At 28.0% G+C, this 15,323-nt stretch carries 15 protein-coding genes; 1 reads left to right on the top strand and 14 read right to left on the bottom strand.

The window, feature by feature from the left end; translation table 11 throughout:
* Nucleotides 1-146 precede the first annotated feature (146 nt).
* Nucleotides 147-512 (bottom strand): FMN-binding protein, encoded by a 366-nt coding sequence (locus E6771_RS14645; RefSeq protein WP_316092087.1) that lies wholly within the window; start codon nucleotides 510-512, stop codon nucleotides 147-149.
* 308 nt (nucleotides 513-820) lie between these two features.
* Entirely contained in the window at nucleotides 821-1,144 is a 324-nt protein-coding gene (locus E6771_RS14640) for a helix-turn-helix domain-containing protein (RefSeq protein ID WP_316092086.1), read from the bottom strand.
* Between the two features lie 143 nt (nucleotides 1,145-1,287).
* On the opposite strand from E6771_RS14640, the gene E6771_RS14635 reads away from it, so the two are divergent.
* A complete protein-coding gene (locus tag E6771_RS14635) occupies nucleotides 1,288-1,692 on the top strand; it encodes a pyridoxamine 5'-phosphate oxidase family protein (protein WP_316092085.1) in 405 nt (134 codons plus the stop codon).
* A gap of 143 nt (nucleotides 1,693-1,835) precedes the next feature.
* On the opposite strand, the gene E6771_RS14630 is transcribed toward E6771_RS14635, so the two are convergent.
* The 12 genes from E6771_RS14630 to E6771_RS14575 all read right to left on the bottom strand — a co-directional run bounded on the left by E6771_RS14630 (nucleotide 1,836) and on the right by E6771_RS14575 (nucleotide 15,086).
* Nucleotides 1,836-2,723, bottom strand: coding sequence for a DMT family transporter (locus tag E6771_RS14630; protein WP_316092084.1), 888 nt, complete (start codon nucleotides 2,721-2,723; stop codon nucleotides 1,836-1,838).
* Nucleotides 2,724-2,811: 88 nt separating this feature from the next.
* Nucleotides 2,812-3,759, bottom strand: a complete 948-nt coding sequence (locus E6771_RS14625) for a lysine exporter LysO family protein (RefSeq protein ID WP_316092083.1) — start codon at nucleotides 3,757-3,759, stop codon at nucleotides 2,812-2,814.
* Nucleotides 3,760-3,967: 208 nt separating this feature from the next.
* Complete coding sequence (locus E6771_RS14620; RefSeq protein WP_316092082.1) at nucleotides 3,968-4,306, bottom strand: hypothetical protein; 339 nt, start codon at nucleotides 4,304-4,306, stop codon at nucleotides 3,968-3,970.
* Nucleotides 4,307-4,320: 14 nt separating this feature from the next.
* Nucleotides 4,321-4,863: a hypothetical protein gene (locus tag E6771_RS14615; protein WP_410054680.1), complete on the bottom strand. Its 543-nt coding sequence runs from the start codon at nucleotides 4,861-4,863 to the stop codon at nucleotides 4,321-4,323.
* Nucleotides 4,864-4,927: 64 nt separating this feature from the next.
* Entirely contained in the window at nucleotides 4,928-6,658 is a 1,731-nt protein-coding gene (locus tag E6771_RS14610; protein ID WP_316092081.1) for a hypothetical protein, read from the bottom strand.
* On the bottom strand, nucleotides 6,655-7,380 hold the full coding sequence (locus E6771_RS14605) for a hypothetical protein (RefSeq protein ID WP_316092080.1): 726 nt from the start codon (nucleotides 7,378-7,380) through the stop codon (nucleotides 6,655-6,657). The genes E6771_RS14610 and E6771_RS14605 overlap by 4 nt, the downstream gene beginning before the upstream one ends.
* 9 nt (nucleotides 7,381-7,389) lie before the next feature.
* Nucleotides 7,390-9,126 (bottom strand): hypothetical protein, encoded by a 1,737-nt coding sequence (locus tag E6771_RS14600; RefSeq protein ID WP_316092079.1) that lies wholly within the window; start codon nucleotides 9,124-9,126, stop codon nucleotides 7,390-7,392.
* Between the two features lie 3 nt (nucleotides 9,127-9,129).
* Complete coding sequence (locus E6771_RS14595) at nucleotides 9,130-9,846, bottom strand: hypothetical protein (protein WP_316092078.1); 717 nt, start codon at nucleotides 9,844-9,846, stop codon at nucleotides 9,130-9,132.
* The gene (locus tag E6771_RS14590) at nucleotides 9,846-12,377 is read right to left on the bottom strand and encodes a hypothetical protein (protein WP_316092077.1); all 2,532 of its coding nucleotides are present in this window, start codon (nucleotides 12,375-12,377) and stop codon (nucleotides 9,846-9,848) included. The genes E6771_RS14595 and E6771_RS14590 overlap by 1 nt, the downstream gene beginning before the upstream one ends.
* 19 nt (nucleotides 12,378-12,396) lie before the next feature.
* Nucleotides 12,397-13,008: a hypothetical protein gene (locus tag E6771_RS14585; protein ID WP_316092076.1), complete on the bottom strand. Its 612-nt coding sequence runs from the start codon at nucleotides 13,006-13,008 to the stop codon at nucleotides 12,397-12,399.
* A gap of 89 nt (nucleotides 13,009-13,097) precedes the next feature.
* Nucleotides 13,098-13,895, bottom strand: a complete 798-nt coding sequence (locus tag E6771_RS14580; RefSeq protein WP_316092075.1) for a hypothetical protein — start codon at nucleotides 13,893-13,895, stop codon at nucleotides 13,098-13,100.
* A gap of 408 nt (nucleotides 13,896-14,303) precedes the next feature.
* Entirely contained in the window at nucleotides 14,304-15,086 is a 783-nt protein-coding gene (locus tag E6771_RS14575; RefSeq protein ID WP_316092074.1) for a LexA family transcriptional regulator, read from the bottom strand.
* Nucleotides 15,087-15,323: the final 237 nt, after the last annotated feature.

The raw sequence follows: 15,323 nt of genomic DNA, 5'->3' as shown, positions 1-15,323 counted from the left end.
TTTAATCTTATTCGATTAAATATATCTAATATGAAGCTAAAATAATTAATATTTTTTATTTTTTCAACAAATTTATCAAATTATAATTTCCTAAGAAATGAAAAAAGGCTCAAATTAAAAATTTGAGCCTTTTATATATAAATTTTTTATTTTATTTTTGAACATGCATCTTTCATTGCATCAATAAATCCTTCTGAAGTGTAAGTAGCTCCTGCAATAGTATCAAGAGATTCTATATCTTGTGTAGATTTAACAGTTGCTATTAAACTTTCTACAGCGGGTCCTGCAATAGCTTCAGTATCCCCATGAGTACATATTATGTCAGTTATTCTAAGCTCTCCTTTTCCATTTTTCTTAGCCAAGATTTCAACTTTCACCTCACTGTCAAACCCTTCAGCAGTTCCCGTATATTTTTTAGGTCCTTGTGATTTTTCAACAAATATACATGCTAGTCCTACTATTATAAATCCTATTACACAATACTTTCTTATTTTTTCTACCCTACTCTCCATCTTATCCCCCTAATCAATAATTTTTTATTTTTTAACTTTATACTCTATTTTATTTTTTTAATGTCCTATATATTTTAAATTAATTATCAATTTTTTTCAATATTTTTTTATTTTTTTTACTTTATCAATTAAATTACAGATATAAGATCACTATTATTTTCTTAAAATATCTTAAAATTATATTTTTAAAAAAGAAAAAATCCCTTCTTCTTTTGGAGGGATTTTCTTTTATCTATATATTAAAACATCTTGGGGAAAGATTTTATATTCTTAATATACCAAGAGTTTGTGAAAATTTCGTGAAATTTCTAGTAATTATTTCTCTTATATTCATCTCCCCATAAAAACATTGAATCTAATATTTTTTTCAGACTATATCCTGTAGTGGTAAGAGTATATTCAACCCTTGGAGGAACCTCAGCAAATACTTTTCTTTCAAGTAATCCATCTCCTTCCATAGCTCTTAAATTTTGTGTAAGAACTTTTTGTGTTATTTCTCCAATTGATTTTCTTAATTCTCCAAATCTTTTTGTTCCTTCCATAAGATCTCTTAATATTAATACCTTCCATTTATTTCCAATAAGTTCCATAGTTATTTCTACAGGACATAGAGGCAATTCTCTTTTTTTCATTTCTTTTCTCCTTAAACTACTATTTTTACACAATAGTATCTTTTTGGTGCTTATATAACTTTAAAGTGCTTACTTTATATAATACTTCTATATGCTATTATATATATAAAGAAACAAAATTACAAGTTTTAGGAGGAATAAATATGAAAGAAGTATTAAATTTTTTAAAAAGTAATCCTGTACAATTTTTTGCTACTATTGGTCTGGACGATAAACCAAAAGTTCGTCCATTTCAATTTATGTTAGAAAAAAATGGAAAACTATTTTTCTGTACCTCAAATCAAAAAGAAGTTTGGAAGGAAATAAAAAATAATCCATATGTAGAGTTATGTTCCTCTACTCCAGCAGCAGTATGGCTGAGAATCCATGGAAGAGTTGTTTTTAATGACAATATAGATGTAAAATCAGAGATAATAGAAAATAATTCTCTTGTAAAATCAATTTATCAAACACCTGATAACCCTGCTTTTGAAATATTCTATTTAGAGGGTGCAGAAGCTATATTTTATGATTTTTCAGGAAATCCTCCTAAAAAATATTCTTTATAAAAAATACAAAAAAAGAAAAATCCCTTCTTCTTTGGAGGGATTTTCTTTTATCTATATATTAAAACATCTTGGGGAAAGATTTTATATTCTTAATATACCAAGAGTTTGTGAAATTATTGTGAACTTTTCAGTACATTTTTTTACTAATCTTTTTTTGTTAAAAACTTCCATTTTGTTTCTTGTGTAAGTATTGCTGCAAATACTAATACACATCCTATTCCCATTTGAAAAGTCATTCTTTCATTTAGATACCAAACTGCAAAAATAGCTCCAAAAACTGATTGAAGAGTTAATATTAAAGCAGTACTTGTAGAGGAAATATATCTTTGTACAGCAGTTTGCACAGCAAAAGATATAACTGTACTTATAACTACAAGATACCCTAAAGTCCATTTTATTCTAGGGAGAATTGAAAAATCATATCCTTCAAAATATCCTGTTAGAACAACAAATATTCCTGCTGTTACTATAAACTGAATTACAGTAATAAGTATGGGATCTGAATCCTTTCCATATCTTTCAATTGCTATCATATGTGCAGCAAAGAAAAATGAACAACAAACTGCTGCTATATCCCAAACATTAAATGCCACTCCCTTTTCAATTGTTAAAAATCCTAATCCAATAGTTGCTAAAACAGCTCCTGCTAGAGCATATTTATCTGGTTTCTTTTTATTTATTCTCCATGCAAGAAATGGAACTATAAGTACATATGCTCCTATTATAAAAGATACCTTAGAAACTGTTGTATTCTTTATACTGATTATTAAAAAATAGAATGCCAGGAACATAAATATCCCTATTATACTTCCATTCTTTATATCTTTTATTTTTGCTTTTTTTATTTTTCCTATATAAAGAAGAGAGAGAAGCAAAGCTGAAAACCCAAATCTCAACATCATAAGTGAAAACGGCTGAACAATACTTAAAGTATCTTTTATCACAGCAAACGTAGTTCCCCATACTAAAGCCACAATTGTTAGTGTTATAGAAGAGATTACCTTTATCTTTTCATCTTTATTATCTTTCATCTTTCACCTCAAGTAATATTTTCAGCTAAACCTAATATATTTTCCATTATCTGGAATAACTATTATAATCTCATCTATATTGTTTTTATTAAACAAATATTCTTCCTAAAAGAGGCAGTATAACAGGTACAAAAAATGTTAATATAATTCCTGTTATAAGAGTAACCAAACCTAATTCTGTTCCTACAAATTTAGTCACTGGTACAAGCATTGTATCCATATTTCCTGCTCCCCCAGAAGCAATTGCACTCCCCTTGCTTATTTTGACTAGTACAGGAAGAAAAAATATAGTAAAAAATTCTCTCATTATATTTACAATAAAACCATAAGTCCCAGCTTCAATTCCAAATCTGCTGGTCATAAATGCTCCAGTTAAGCTGTAATACCCCATTCCTCCTGCTGAAATAACAGAAATCTCTATAGGAACTCCTAACATCTTTCCAGATACAACTCCTCCTAAAATACTTCCAACAGCTATTGCTAAAGATATTAATAAAATTTTTATTCCTATTTCTTTTATATATTTCAATACATTTAAATTACTTCCAAGAAATATTCCCACTCCTGTATACAACATTACCAATGAAATAATCAGAGAGTAGTTTAAAAATATTTCATAGGTTTTATCCATGAAAAAAATGCCAATCATTACACCTGATATTACACTTACTGGAATAACTATAGTCAACAATGACTTTTCACTTTTCTCCTGCTCAACTTCTTTCTTATCTCTAAGATTTTCAAGATTTATTTTATTTTTTATCTCCTCTAAGGGAAGAATACTTTTTTCTAATATAACAGTAAAAATTATACTAAAACCCATTCCAAAAATAGAAATAACTGCACAATTCCATCCTATTTTTCCAAGTTCTGATATTATTTCTTCATTAATTCCTATATTCATACCAATAGTAGCCATTAAAATTACTACAACTATGTTTACAGAAATATCTATTTTTTCCATCATTTTTTTTGAAAGATTTTTTCTTCCTATAACAATTCCTAAAAAAAGACAAATAAAAGGCATTACTATCATATTCTACATCCTTTGATAATTTATAAAATTATTCTTTATTCTATCATTTTTTTTGAAAGATTACAATTTAAAGATATTATATTAAATGAGATCAAATACTGAATTTTTACTAAAAATAAAATCTTTTCCACTCTTTTTTTAATATAAAAAGAAGTTCATACAGAACTTCTGAACTTCTTTCTTGTTTCCATTCACTTTTTTGGTAAATTTAGTTTTTTAATTTTTTATCCAGATGTTTCTTACCTAATATAACTGCTCCTAGGCTTCCAATTAGTGCTGTTAATTCTCCTGGAATAGGAAGGCTATATATTTCAACTCCCATAAATGCAGACAGATAAGGAGTGATTATATGATGAAATATTACCAATATACTATATACATAGAATAGATGAAGTATCCCTCCCCTTTCAAGCATTTTTGAAAATACTTGTAATCTCTCTTTTTCTACATCTGCCATTACTTGATCAATCTCTTCTGGCTGTAAATACTTTTTTAATATATCTGGTAAAAAACTGCTTACTACATTTAATACAGTTTTTTGAAACATTAGTGTCACCTCTCTTATTTCCAATTATTCTCTATATTCAAATATCTTCTTTTTACATCTTGAGGAGCTTTTTTTCCCCATTTCAAACCTAATTTAAAATTATATATATCTTCAGATTTCAATATTTTTTTACTTTTTATAAAATTATGCATAAGTCCATTTTTACTAAGATTAAATTGATTATGATAATCCACTAAATGGACAAATGTCTTTTCATCTTCAAATTCTGGTAACTCATTAAGATTGGCTACATAATTTACCATTTCTTTTATATGCTTTCTATCTAATTCATCTATTTCTTTTCTATATTTCCTTAATTTTTCATTAAGATCATTAATATTTTTATCTAATCTTAATAATCTCTCAATATCTCCTGCTGTAAAACCACAATTTTCTTTTAAAAATTCTCCTGCTTTTGAATTATGCTTTACATCAAATTGACTTCTCCCAAAACTATATCCTGATATTCCTCCTGCATAACTAAATCTGCATATAACATTTTCATTTCCTGATATTTCATTTAGAGCTATTATATACATAACCTTATTTAAATCCATATCTTTTACTATTTTCTGTATCTTTATAAGTATCACCTCATTTATAATATTGTTTTTAAAATTTTTATGCTCTTGTTGTTTTTTTTCCTAAATAAATTTGCCTTTTTAAATTTTGTTCCAGATAAAAATACTTATCAATATCAGCAAAGTCTCCTCCACTATTTGCTGAATCTTCCCAATATGGTATAAAATTAGGCATTAATTTATTTGGAGGTAAATCTAAATATTCTTCATTTCCATTTTTAAGAACCCACATTTCCATTTTATAAATTTCAATTTCTAAATCATTTTCATTTGAGTCAATTATAAATCCAATATAATTAGGATCTCTTGCATCATCAATATTTTGATATGATGTTAACATTCCTGTTTCCATTGCCATTTTGTTATATTGCATTCCAACAGCAATTCTTATATCTGTTGTTCCTTTTGATTTACTTAAAAGATTATGAACTGATTTTTGAGCTTTTCCCACTTGATAATTATTGGTATGAAATCCTGAACTATTAACTATTTCATTCCAACTCCATATAGTATTTCCATATTGATCTCTAACATGAGATTTGAATCTTAAGTCAACGATACATAATATATTTTTATTATTGGCTATTAATTCTCTTACAATACTTCCACCAAAAGCTATTGTTATTTTATAATTTCCAGCTCCTTGCATTATTGGCTGATTAGAGCTATATGGAAGAATTATTTTTTCAGGTTTATGATTTCCACCTTTGATTCCTGCTATTAGTTTTTGAGATGGCAGTGGATATTTATTTCCATTCATATCAAAATATGCCCATTCCATTGTAAATCTTGAATCATCAGTTCCTGCCAAATCTTTTGGAACAATATTCTCCCAATATGTATTTGTAGTTTTTACTTTACCCTGCATCTCAGAATAGTCTAATATATTTATAGCTCTATAATTTTCAAGTGATAACCAGTCTTCTTGAGTTTCTACTGTTCTATCCAATGTATCAACAATATCTCCTGCAATTGCTCCTGTTACTGAAATACCTGCTTCTCCTTTCCAAGTTGACCATTGAAATTCAGATCCATCATCATATATAAATTTATAATATACTCTTTCATTATCTTCTCTTATAAATTGAGTTCTTACTATACCATTTCCTTTTCTTCCCTGTTCTCCTTGTTCTCCCTTTTCCCCAATTTCACCTTTATCTCCTTTAGGCAGTACAAAATTTAATACTTGTTCTGGACTTTCTCCTTCTATTGTTACTTGAGGCTCTTCTCCTTTTTCAACTTTTCCAATAGAAAGAATGTTTCCAGGTCCGATATCTCCTCTATCACCTTTTTCCCCTTTCAAATCATCACTATATTGATATTCTGTTTCTCCATCTACCCTTACTCCTAATCTACTTCCTTCCCAACTAAATTCTAACCCTCTTCCTATAAGAGATAGTAGCCATTCTTCTTCTGTTCCTTCAAATCCATTATCTACAGCTACTTCATAAGCATTTTCACCATCTTCTATAGCAAATTCCCAAGTTGTTTTGTCTGTATATTGAATTTCAAAATAATTCATCAATCCTATTTTCTGTTTTTTTACTATAGCTAAGATTCCCTTTCCTGTATCTCCTTTTTCTCCTTTATCTCCTTTATTTCCTTTTTTACATTCTATTTCCCCTATTACAATATTATTTTCTAAAACTACTTGATATATATTATTTCCATTTGCTAATGTTTCTTTATACATTATTTCTCTTATAGATAGCCCTTTTGGTCCTTCTACTACATCTGCATTTATATTTAATAAAATATTTCCTTTTTTCATATTATCCCCCACACTCCTGCTACTTCTCCTGTTCTCCCATCCCTATGTATATAATGTGTTACTGCTATAGTTATTGCTCCATCCCAAATCAAGTGTATTTCTCCTCCTCCATTTCTATCATGTTCTCTTGCTTTTACTAATTGATTGGGAATTAATAGCATAAATTGTACATCTGCTTGTGATCCTCCAGCTTTAGCAGCTATTACCTTATATTTTTTAGCTTCTTCTTTTAAGGTAATTGTCTTTGTTCCTCCCCACATTTGAAAATTTCCATTTATATCTAACTTTTCAACAGTATTCATTTCATCCTTTGATATAGTATTAGTTAATTTTCTAAATTCTGTAAAATTATTAGTATATTTAATTATCCCAGTTGAATCTTTATATGCTATTCCGCTATCTACAGCAATAGCTCCATTATTTGAGGGTGTTGTAGTATAAATATCCCCTACTTTTATCCCTCCATTTGTTCCCCTTTGTACAAGTTTATTTCCAATATTTTCCATTGACATATCTTCTTTATATAAAGTTTCCTTTAGGAAATCCTTTATTATCTTATATGAATTTACAATATTGTCCCAGTTGATATTTAAAGCATGCCCTGCTGGAACATCTGCCATAGGTTTATTTATCTCCATTTTTAATTTTGAATAAACCTCAGGATCATACATCAAGGCTATTGCTGTTGCTATTTCTTCTAATCTTCCTTTATTAAGTGCCATTTTTCCTCCCTATACTATAATTATCTCTTTATCATCTTTTATTTTGCTGTCATTATAAAGCCATTCATTAAGTTTATATTGAATTTTTCCACCACCTGTAATAACAGTATTACATTGAAGTTCTCCTGTATCTCCAACTGAAACTGAATGTTCAATAGAATAAGCTCTTAAAAACAATGGTCTCTCTGTTAAGTTTTCATGTATATACCATAACTCATCATTAAGTTTTAACTTAGGCATTAAAGTTGTTTCAATTGTATAGTTCACTACTGGGTCTTTTAAATCTTTTAATGCCTGAGTTGCCAGCTTCATAGCCATATCATTTGTAGTTATTAAATTTTCTGTTAAATCAAGTCCCAATGTTAATCTATTCTCTCTATATCTAAGTATTGAATCTTCATCTTTAAGTTCTATTGTTTTTATTTTATTACTGTCATTCTGATCTTTATATACAACTGATACAATATTTCTTACTCTTGTCAAATCTCCTACATAATTAAATTCTCCAACCACATCTCCTCTAAGAAGCTGATAAGTTATATAACTTGCTGAAATTGTATCTTCAAAAATCAGTACCTGTTTATTTTTTGTTCTATCATATCTAAAGTACAAGCTCCATCCCTTTGACAGTGCAAGTTTTTGAATAGAATCCCATATAGTTGTATCTTCAATACTATAATCTTCTGTTAAGGTAGCAGTATTGTAAGAATCGTACAGAAATTCTATATCTTCTCTTTTGTTATCAATCAATATTTGTTTTATCGTATCCTCAAATGTAACTCCTTTAGGATATGTCTTATTTATTGCTATAACATCAAGGTCATATGAAAAATCTTGGCATTCAAGAGAAACATTATGATAACCTCTTCCTTCATATCGCCTTATTTTTCCATCAAATATTATGATATCTTCTGCTGCACTGAAAAATAGTCCAATTACCATTCTTTCATTTACTGGCAGTTCAGTATTTAATTTTATCCTTATTCCATTTTGTTCTTTAACAACACTCTCTATATAATATGGAAAATTATCTGGATCATCCTCTTTAGCAAAATAGAGGTATTCTACCCCATATGTATCAGAAAAGTATTTTCTTGAAAAATATCCAATACCCCAAGGGAGATATGAATACTTATAGTAACCTAAAACTTCTACAATATCTGGATCTACATTTGGAATAAAATATTCTCTTGCCCCAGTCCCTTCAAATTCTGCTCTATCAGAATCAAGATCACTTGCTGTTGTTATTATTAGAAAACCTATCTTTTCATACTGCTTAACCACCCTATTAAAATATACATACAAACCATTTGCCATTTGAGAAGTATTTTCTATTTTTAAATCAGCTTCTGCTGGGGATAATGAATGTTCTCCATCATAAACACTTACCAAATCTATTTCCTCTACTCCTTTTATATTTTTTAGAAGAAGATAGGTCCTATCTTCTCCAGTCAAATTTAAATTGTAGTGATTTGTAGATTTTGCTGTTCTTACTTTTATTCTTATTCTTCTCCCTAACTGAAATTGATTGGTTGATAAAATTGGTCCTGTTGTAAGCCTTTTATTTTTATCATTATGGATAGTAAGATTGGCAAATTTCTTTAAGCTATCTATCCCAAAATCTTCACTCCCAACTTCAGCTATATTTCCAAGATTTATAGTTGTAGTTCCAACAACCTGTTCTGTAAAATTCTTCCATAATCCTTCATTATTAAGGAGTTCATATTTAAGCAAAAATTTTCTCATTCTCTATACCTCCTCTAAACTGAAAGAATATATTTTACAATCTTTTACTGCTCCATTAATTATTGCTGTTTGGGAACTTTCATTCACTTCATCTTTCAAAATAACTGTGTAATCCTTTCCTGTTATTGTAAATATTTTGTACCCTCCTGTATCACTATATAGAATCTTTTCAAATTCTTCTACAGTATTGCAGTAAACATTAGGAGAAAGAAGATATTCTATATTTGTTAATGGAACTGTTGTAATATTAAAGATTTTTTTTCTCTTGGTATCAAATGTAGTGGAAACAATTAGATTTCCTTGATGATTTCTTACACTATTCAACATTGTAGCAAAATTTGTATTATCAATATTTGCTATACAGTTTAATCTTATTCCATTCATAATTATTCCATTATCTTTTAATGCCTGAGAAATATAGCTGAACTGCCCTTTATATTTATCTGCTGTTTTACAGACGAATATAAGTTCTCTATGTTCTTTTATTCTTGCTAAAAGATTATAAAGAATATCTCTTGTTCCTGTATTATCGGCTTTAAGTACAAATCCACCTTCAAACTCATACTCTTCCTCTTTTCCTATTGCCCATAATGGAAGAGTAAAGTGAGGTACTATTTCAGGAACAAGTTCAAAATCGAATTCAATTGTTATTTCCTCTTCTTTTTTTGTTATTGTTATTATATGATTGCTGTTATCTGCTTTTATAATTTCTGTCCTCATTAAAACTTATTCCTCCTTGCCTTTCTTATGCTGTCACTAGTTATTTTTATTATTCTCTTATCTAATAACTGATCCCCAAGAATTATTGGTATCTCAACTTCAAACACACCATTAAATTCACTTGTCACATTTTGTCCTAAATTATATCTCCATAAATTTGTAGCCATTCCTTGAACTGTATTCTTACTCATGTTTTTATTTAAATTATTCATGCTTCCTGTTAAGTTATCCATATTCAATCCTAATTCTCTGAATAACTCTTCAAGTTTTTCATTGGAAATCTCTGTATATTTTTTAATAAGTTCCATATATTGTGTAAGTGATAAATTTTCTAAATCTCCTGCTTCAAGGTTAATTCCCAGATTGCCGTCTTTTACAAACATTTCTTTTACTATGTCTGATACTTTATCTGACATTCCATTAAATAGAGCTTTTGATATTTCAGTATTAACAAAAGTATTTTTCAAGCTTTCAGCAAGCATACTTTCGATGTCATTTCCAAGATCTTCCATTCCTCCAAAAAAGCCTTTTTTAACAACTGCTGCTAAACTATCTGCTGAAAAATTTATAATTCCTTTAATTGTTGTTTTAAGTGTTTTTTCAAGATCTCTATTTGCATTTGTTACTTGTTTTGCTAGTTCTCCAATATCAATAGCTCCATATTTTCCTTCTCCTGTACTTAAAATATCTCCTTTTAATACTGCTCCACCAGTTAAAGATTTAAACCAATCAATTATCTGTTGTTCATTATACTGTGGCATCAATTGTTTAAGAGTAGTCATACTCACTCCATCAGAACCTGATTTTGCTCCACTAAGACTTGATAAGACATTATCATAATCTGTATTTGCAGAAACCTTGTCATAAAGATCAATGTAGCTTCCTGTTCCTAATTTTAAAAGATCTTCATTATATGCTTCAACAACATCTTGCCATTTATACTGTCCAGATATTAATCCTCTTTTTAATCTTTCCTGAGCAGCTTTTCGCTTTCTTTCCTCTCTCTTTTTCTTCTTTTTACTTTTACTTCCAAATATACTTCCACCAATACTTCCAATGGCTCCACCTACAATACTTCCTACTGGCCCACCCATTACTGTTCCTATTCCGCTTCCAATAATGCTTCCAAGATTACCTTCAGTTCCTCCACCTAAAGCACCACTTATTATATTTCCTATCCCATTTCCAATATTAAAATTATCAAGTGAAGGAATTGCGTTATTTCCAAAAGTATCAGTTAACCATTTTTTACCAATTTCATTACCATTTAAAAAATCAAATAAGGAACTTCCTGTTCCCAACACATTAGAGATGTCTTTTATAGATTGCTTACCTGTAACATCTCCTAGCATTTGAAACATGCTTGCAAGATTTTTAAGTCCTGCTCCCATATTATTAATATTGGATAATTTAGCCTCTTCACTAGCTTTAATCTCTATTTCTATTTGATTAATTTCATTAATATTTTTTTCTTTTTCAGCTTCTATTTCAAGCATTTTTATTTTTGTATCTAAATTTTCAATATCAATTTTTGTTGCCCCAGGTTTAGTCTTTTGATGATTAAGAAGTTCAATTTTATTCTCTTCTTCCAGCATTTTTAATTTTTTTTCATGATTTTTTTTAGCTTCTTGAATTTCATTTATATTTTTACTTTTTAAAAGCTCTTTTATTTTTTCATTAAAGGCTTCTGTTTCATCTAAAACTTCTTTATTATATTTAGCATTTATTTTTAATTCTTCCTGTTTATATTTTTCTTCAACATTACTTTTATTTGCTTTTTTTTCAATTATTTTTTTTTCCTTTTCATTATCAAATGTATTATTTATAATATTTTTTTCTTCTACATCTTTTATTATTGTTTGTTTTAAATTTTCAAGTTCTTTTATTCTCTTTTCATTTTTGATATATCTTTCTAACTCTTCATTTTTGTCTTTTGATCCTTCTCTTTTTTTCATATTTTCAATTGATTCTAATACAACTTTTTTATCTGCTTCTCTAATATTTGCCTTATTCATTCCACCCATCATTTTTTTTCCTAGTTTAGGAGTTACTTGCAATCTATGTTCATGTTCATATTTACTATTGTCACTAAGTAATTTTTGATATTCTTTTTCATATTCTAAATATTTTTCTTGAGAATTTATTAGATAATTTCTTAAGTCAAGTTCTGATTTTGTTTCATTTTTTACATTAAGATAATCTGCATAACTAATCTCTTTCATTTTAAATTTTTCATAAGAATTAGCTAGTTTTATATCTGTTTTTTTAAAATATTCTAATACTTTATTCAATTTTTTTTGTTCGTTTATTGTTAAAATTTGTTTTTTATCTAATTCATTTAATTCTTTTAATTTTTTTTCTAATTCAATACTAATTTGTTTTTCTGTTTTTATATTATCTTCTGCTTCTTCAATTATTTTTTGTATCTCTTTTTGTGCAAACTCATAAGTCTCTTGAACTGCTAATCCTACTATTGCACCAAATAGAGCCTCTGTAAAAGCTTTCATTGATATTAATGTTCCTAATCCCATTCTCTCCTCCTTCCAAATCTTAATTTATTCTTTTCCTATTCAACAATATTCCTATCTCATGAAATGTTGAATAATCTCTATATTCTTCTTTTTTCTTTCTTCCAAGAATATCTATTGTTCCTTTGTTTCCAACTATTCCAGCTATTGTATTAATCAATGCATTTGTATGAAATACTTCTCTTTCCAGATGTTTATAGTCAGCTTCAAATATGAGATTTATATCCCAATAGGTCATATCCAATACTTCTTCCTGCTTATATCCTTTACTCATTAATGTAATAATAAGTTCTCTAAAATCAGTTTTATCTGATTTTCTCTCTTCAATCTTTCCTTCTGATTTTTCTTTAATCTTTATATTTAAAGGATTTCCAGCATCTTCTATTAACTTTTGAAAAACCTTATAAAACATCTCATAGCTTTCTTTTATATCAGGATAACTTTCCAGAAATACCTCATAGGAAAGTTGATATTCTTGAAGTGAACAATAAATTATCTTAGTAATAACTTCTAAGTCTCCTATTACTGCTTTTTTATACATTTCTACTTCATCTGAATAATATTTTGCAAGCTTTATCCTTGCTCTTAAATTAAGTTTTAATTTATATTTTCTGTCATTTATTTCTACTTTCATATAACCTCCCATCTTATTTTTTTAAATCAAAATATTCCAATATTTTCATTTAAAAGAACAAGGGAAAGGGGATTTCTCCCCTATTCTCCTTATTGAAATACTTTTTTCTCTATCATTCCTGATTGAAGTTTTAAGCTTGCTGTATAAGATAGGGCACTTCCACCATCAAGAGTTCCTGAATGTGTAAATTCTGCAACTTTATAAACTCCTTCAATATATGGAGTATTTTTTTGTTTTAATGCTCCATGTCTTGCTTTAATAGTAAATTCTCCATCAAATGCAAAGTTTATTGTAGCCACAGAGGGAAAATCTGGATGATAGTATCCTTGAATTCCATCTATAGAAGATGTTTTTAATCCCCCTATTGCACTTTCATATCCATTTGAATGTTTATTGTTTGTACTTATCTCTGCTTGCTGTTCAGTTGATGAAAAATCTGTTATTTGAGCTACATCGATATATCCATCATTTTCAAGTAAAACAGCATTTGTAAAAGCTGAATTTACAGGTACATTTGCTAAAGTAATTGAACTTGCAGTTATTGCAGTTACTTTTACTATTTCAACAAGATTAGGGTTTGCCATTCCTTTAAAATTTTCAGCAGTTGCTAATCCATCTAATTCTGATTTATCAAATAGAGCTACTACGACATTTTTAGGAGCTGCCGTCACTTCTACAGTTCCTGATGTAACTGTAAACTCTGCACCAGCTAATGTTCCTGTTAAAAGTTCCATTTTAGGAATTATAGTTTTCATTGAATCTGTATATTCACTTTCGTTCTTTATAGCTTCATATGCCTGCATTCCAATGTAAATACCTACTCCATTAGGCTGCACCTCTAAAAATCTTTCCTTACTGTTATGTACTACTTCTTTTATATTTACCACTTTGTATCCCTCCTGTATTTTTGTTTGTTTCAGATTCCTATACCAAATCCTCCAGAATTTTCAATTACTTATTTTCATACCTCTAATATTAAATCAATAATTTTATTTCTTAATGAAAGATTTCATACATCCTAATATTAAAATATTGATGCTCAGTTAAATCGGTTTAATTTTATACTTTTTTGTATAATTTGTTTTTAAAAAAATATTAAAAATAAGCAACCATAGTCCTTGAAAATAGGTATAGGAACCTAGGAAAAACTTGTTTATCTCAATTATAAATCTGTTTCTGTAAAACTTTTAGATATTTCATGAAATCATCTTAAAATTATTATACAATTTTGTATAAAAAAAGTCAAGACAAATTTTAAAATTATTTTTTATATAATTCCAAAAATTTCTTTTTTTCTACTTATTTAGGTTTTTTTTCTTTTCTATCAATCCTTTTAACATACTTTCTATCATTTCTCTTTCATAAATATCTAACTTATCTATATAAGAGATTAAGGGATCTTTTCTTCTTCTACTTGTATTATTTATTATTTGGATAACTTTTCCATAAGCTGTAATATCACTATTTTCTATTCTTAAATCTTTATATTCCTTATTATCACTTTCCAATACATACTCACCATTTTTATATTTTAATCTTTTTACCAAACCATCAGCATGATCACTTCCCTTAGTTAAAAATACTCCAACTTCGCCTATTTCTGGCATTAACTCTGTATTTACAACTACAATAGAACCATCTAAAATAGTGTCTTCCATAGAATCTCCCTGTACTAAAATAGCTACTATATTATTTCCTGAGATTTTTGGTATTGAAATAAAATCTATGGGCTCCGCTATAGTTTCTCTCCCAAGTCCAGCTGAAACACTTGAAAACAATGGAACTTCCATCAGTTTTATAGGCTTTACATTTTTAAAATCAAAAATATTATCTTTAATAACTTCAGGTGTCCTATCAATAGCAATTGCCATTGTAATTTCTTTTTTTTCCTGAGAGCTTAAATTGAATCCAGAAACAAATTTGTCAATAAAATCATTTTTAGGAGTTCTCCTTCCTGTTTTATAGTGTCCTATTGTTGCTATAGGAACTCCAGTCTCTCTTGAAATTTGTTCTAAATTATATCCATTTTTTCTCATAAAATTCTCAAGATACTTTGAAAATTCCTTTTTTTTCTCCATATTGCTCTCTCCTTTCTATATTAATTTATTTATATTATATATTTTTTATACAAATTTGTAAAATATTTTATCGGAATTTGTATAATTTATGCTTTTATCATTCTATGCAGTACTATAATATTTCAATTTATAGATTTTAATAAAAAAAGCTGAGTAACATTTAAAAAAAATGTTTCACTCAGCTCTCTTTTTTGTATAATATAGTTACCACCCTAATTATACAAAGGAGACATACAT

Source organism: Fusobacterium sp. (assembly GCF_032477075.1).
Taxonomy (GTDB): Bacteria; Fusobacteriota; Fusobacteriia; order Fusobacteriales; family Fusobacteriaceae; genus Fusobacterium_A.
This window is presented reverse-complemented; position numbering and strand designations above follow the sequence as displayed.

Bases quoted from the DNA above. Each gene is read 5' to 3' on its own strand.
- E6771_RS14610 (WP_316092081.1), bottom strand. From the start codon at position 6,658: ATGAAAAAAGGAAATATTTTATTAAATATAAATGCAGATGTAGTAGAA.
- E6771_RS14590 (WP_316092077.1), bottom strand. From the start codon at position 12,377: ATGGGATTAGGAACATTAATATCAATGAAAGCTTTTACAGAGGCTCTA.
- E6771_RS14600 (WP_316092079.1), bottom strand. From the start codon at position 9,126: ATGAGAAAATTTTTGCTTAAATATGAACTCCTTAATAATGAAGGATTA.
- E6771_RS14630 (WP_316092084.1), bottom strand. From the start codon at position 2,723: ATGAAAGATAATAAAGATGAAAAGATAAAGGTAATCTCTTCTATAACA.
- E6771_RS14620 (WP_316092082.1), bottom strand. From the start codon at position 4,306: ATGTTTCAAAAAACTGTATTAAATGTAGTAAGCAGTTTTTTACCAGAT.
- E6771_RS14635 (WP_316092085.1), top strand. From the start codon at position 1,288: ATGAAAGAAGTATTAAATTTTTTAAAAAGTAATCCTGTACAATTTTTT.
- E6771_RS14595 (WP_316092078.1), bottom strand. From the start codon at position 9,846: ATGAGGACAGAAATTATAAAAGCAGATAACAGCAATCATATAATAACA.
- E6771_RS14640 (WP_316092086.1), bottom strand. From the start codon at position 1,144: ATGAAAAAAAGAGAATTGCCTCTATGTCCTGTAGAAATAACTATGGAA.
- E6771_RS14605 (WP_316092080.1), bottom strand. From the start codon at position 7,380: ATGGCACTTAATAAAGGAAGATTAGAAGAAATAGCAACAGCAATAGCC.
- E6771_RS14625 (WP_316092083.1), bottom strand. From the start codon at position 3,759: ATGATAGTAATGCCTTTTATTTGTCTTTTTTTAGGAATTGTTATAGGA.
- E6771_RS14575 (WP_316092074.1), bottom strand. From the start codon at position 15,086: ATGGAGAAAAAAAAGGAATTTTCAAAGTATCTTGAGAATTTTATGAGA.
- E6771_RS14585 (WP_316092076.1), bottom strand. From the start codon at position 13,008: ATGAAAGTAGAAATAAATGACAGAAAATATAAATTAAAACTTAATTTA.
- E6771_RS14645 (WP_316092087.1), bottom strand. From the start codon at position 512: ATGGAGAGTAGGGTAGAAAAAATAAGAAAGTATTGTGTAATAGGATTT.
- E6771_RS14615 (WP_410054680.1), bottom strand. From the start codon at position 4,863: ATGGATTTAAATAAGGTTATGTATATAATAGCTCTAAATGAAATATCA.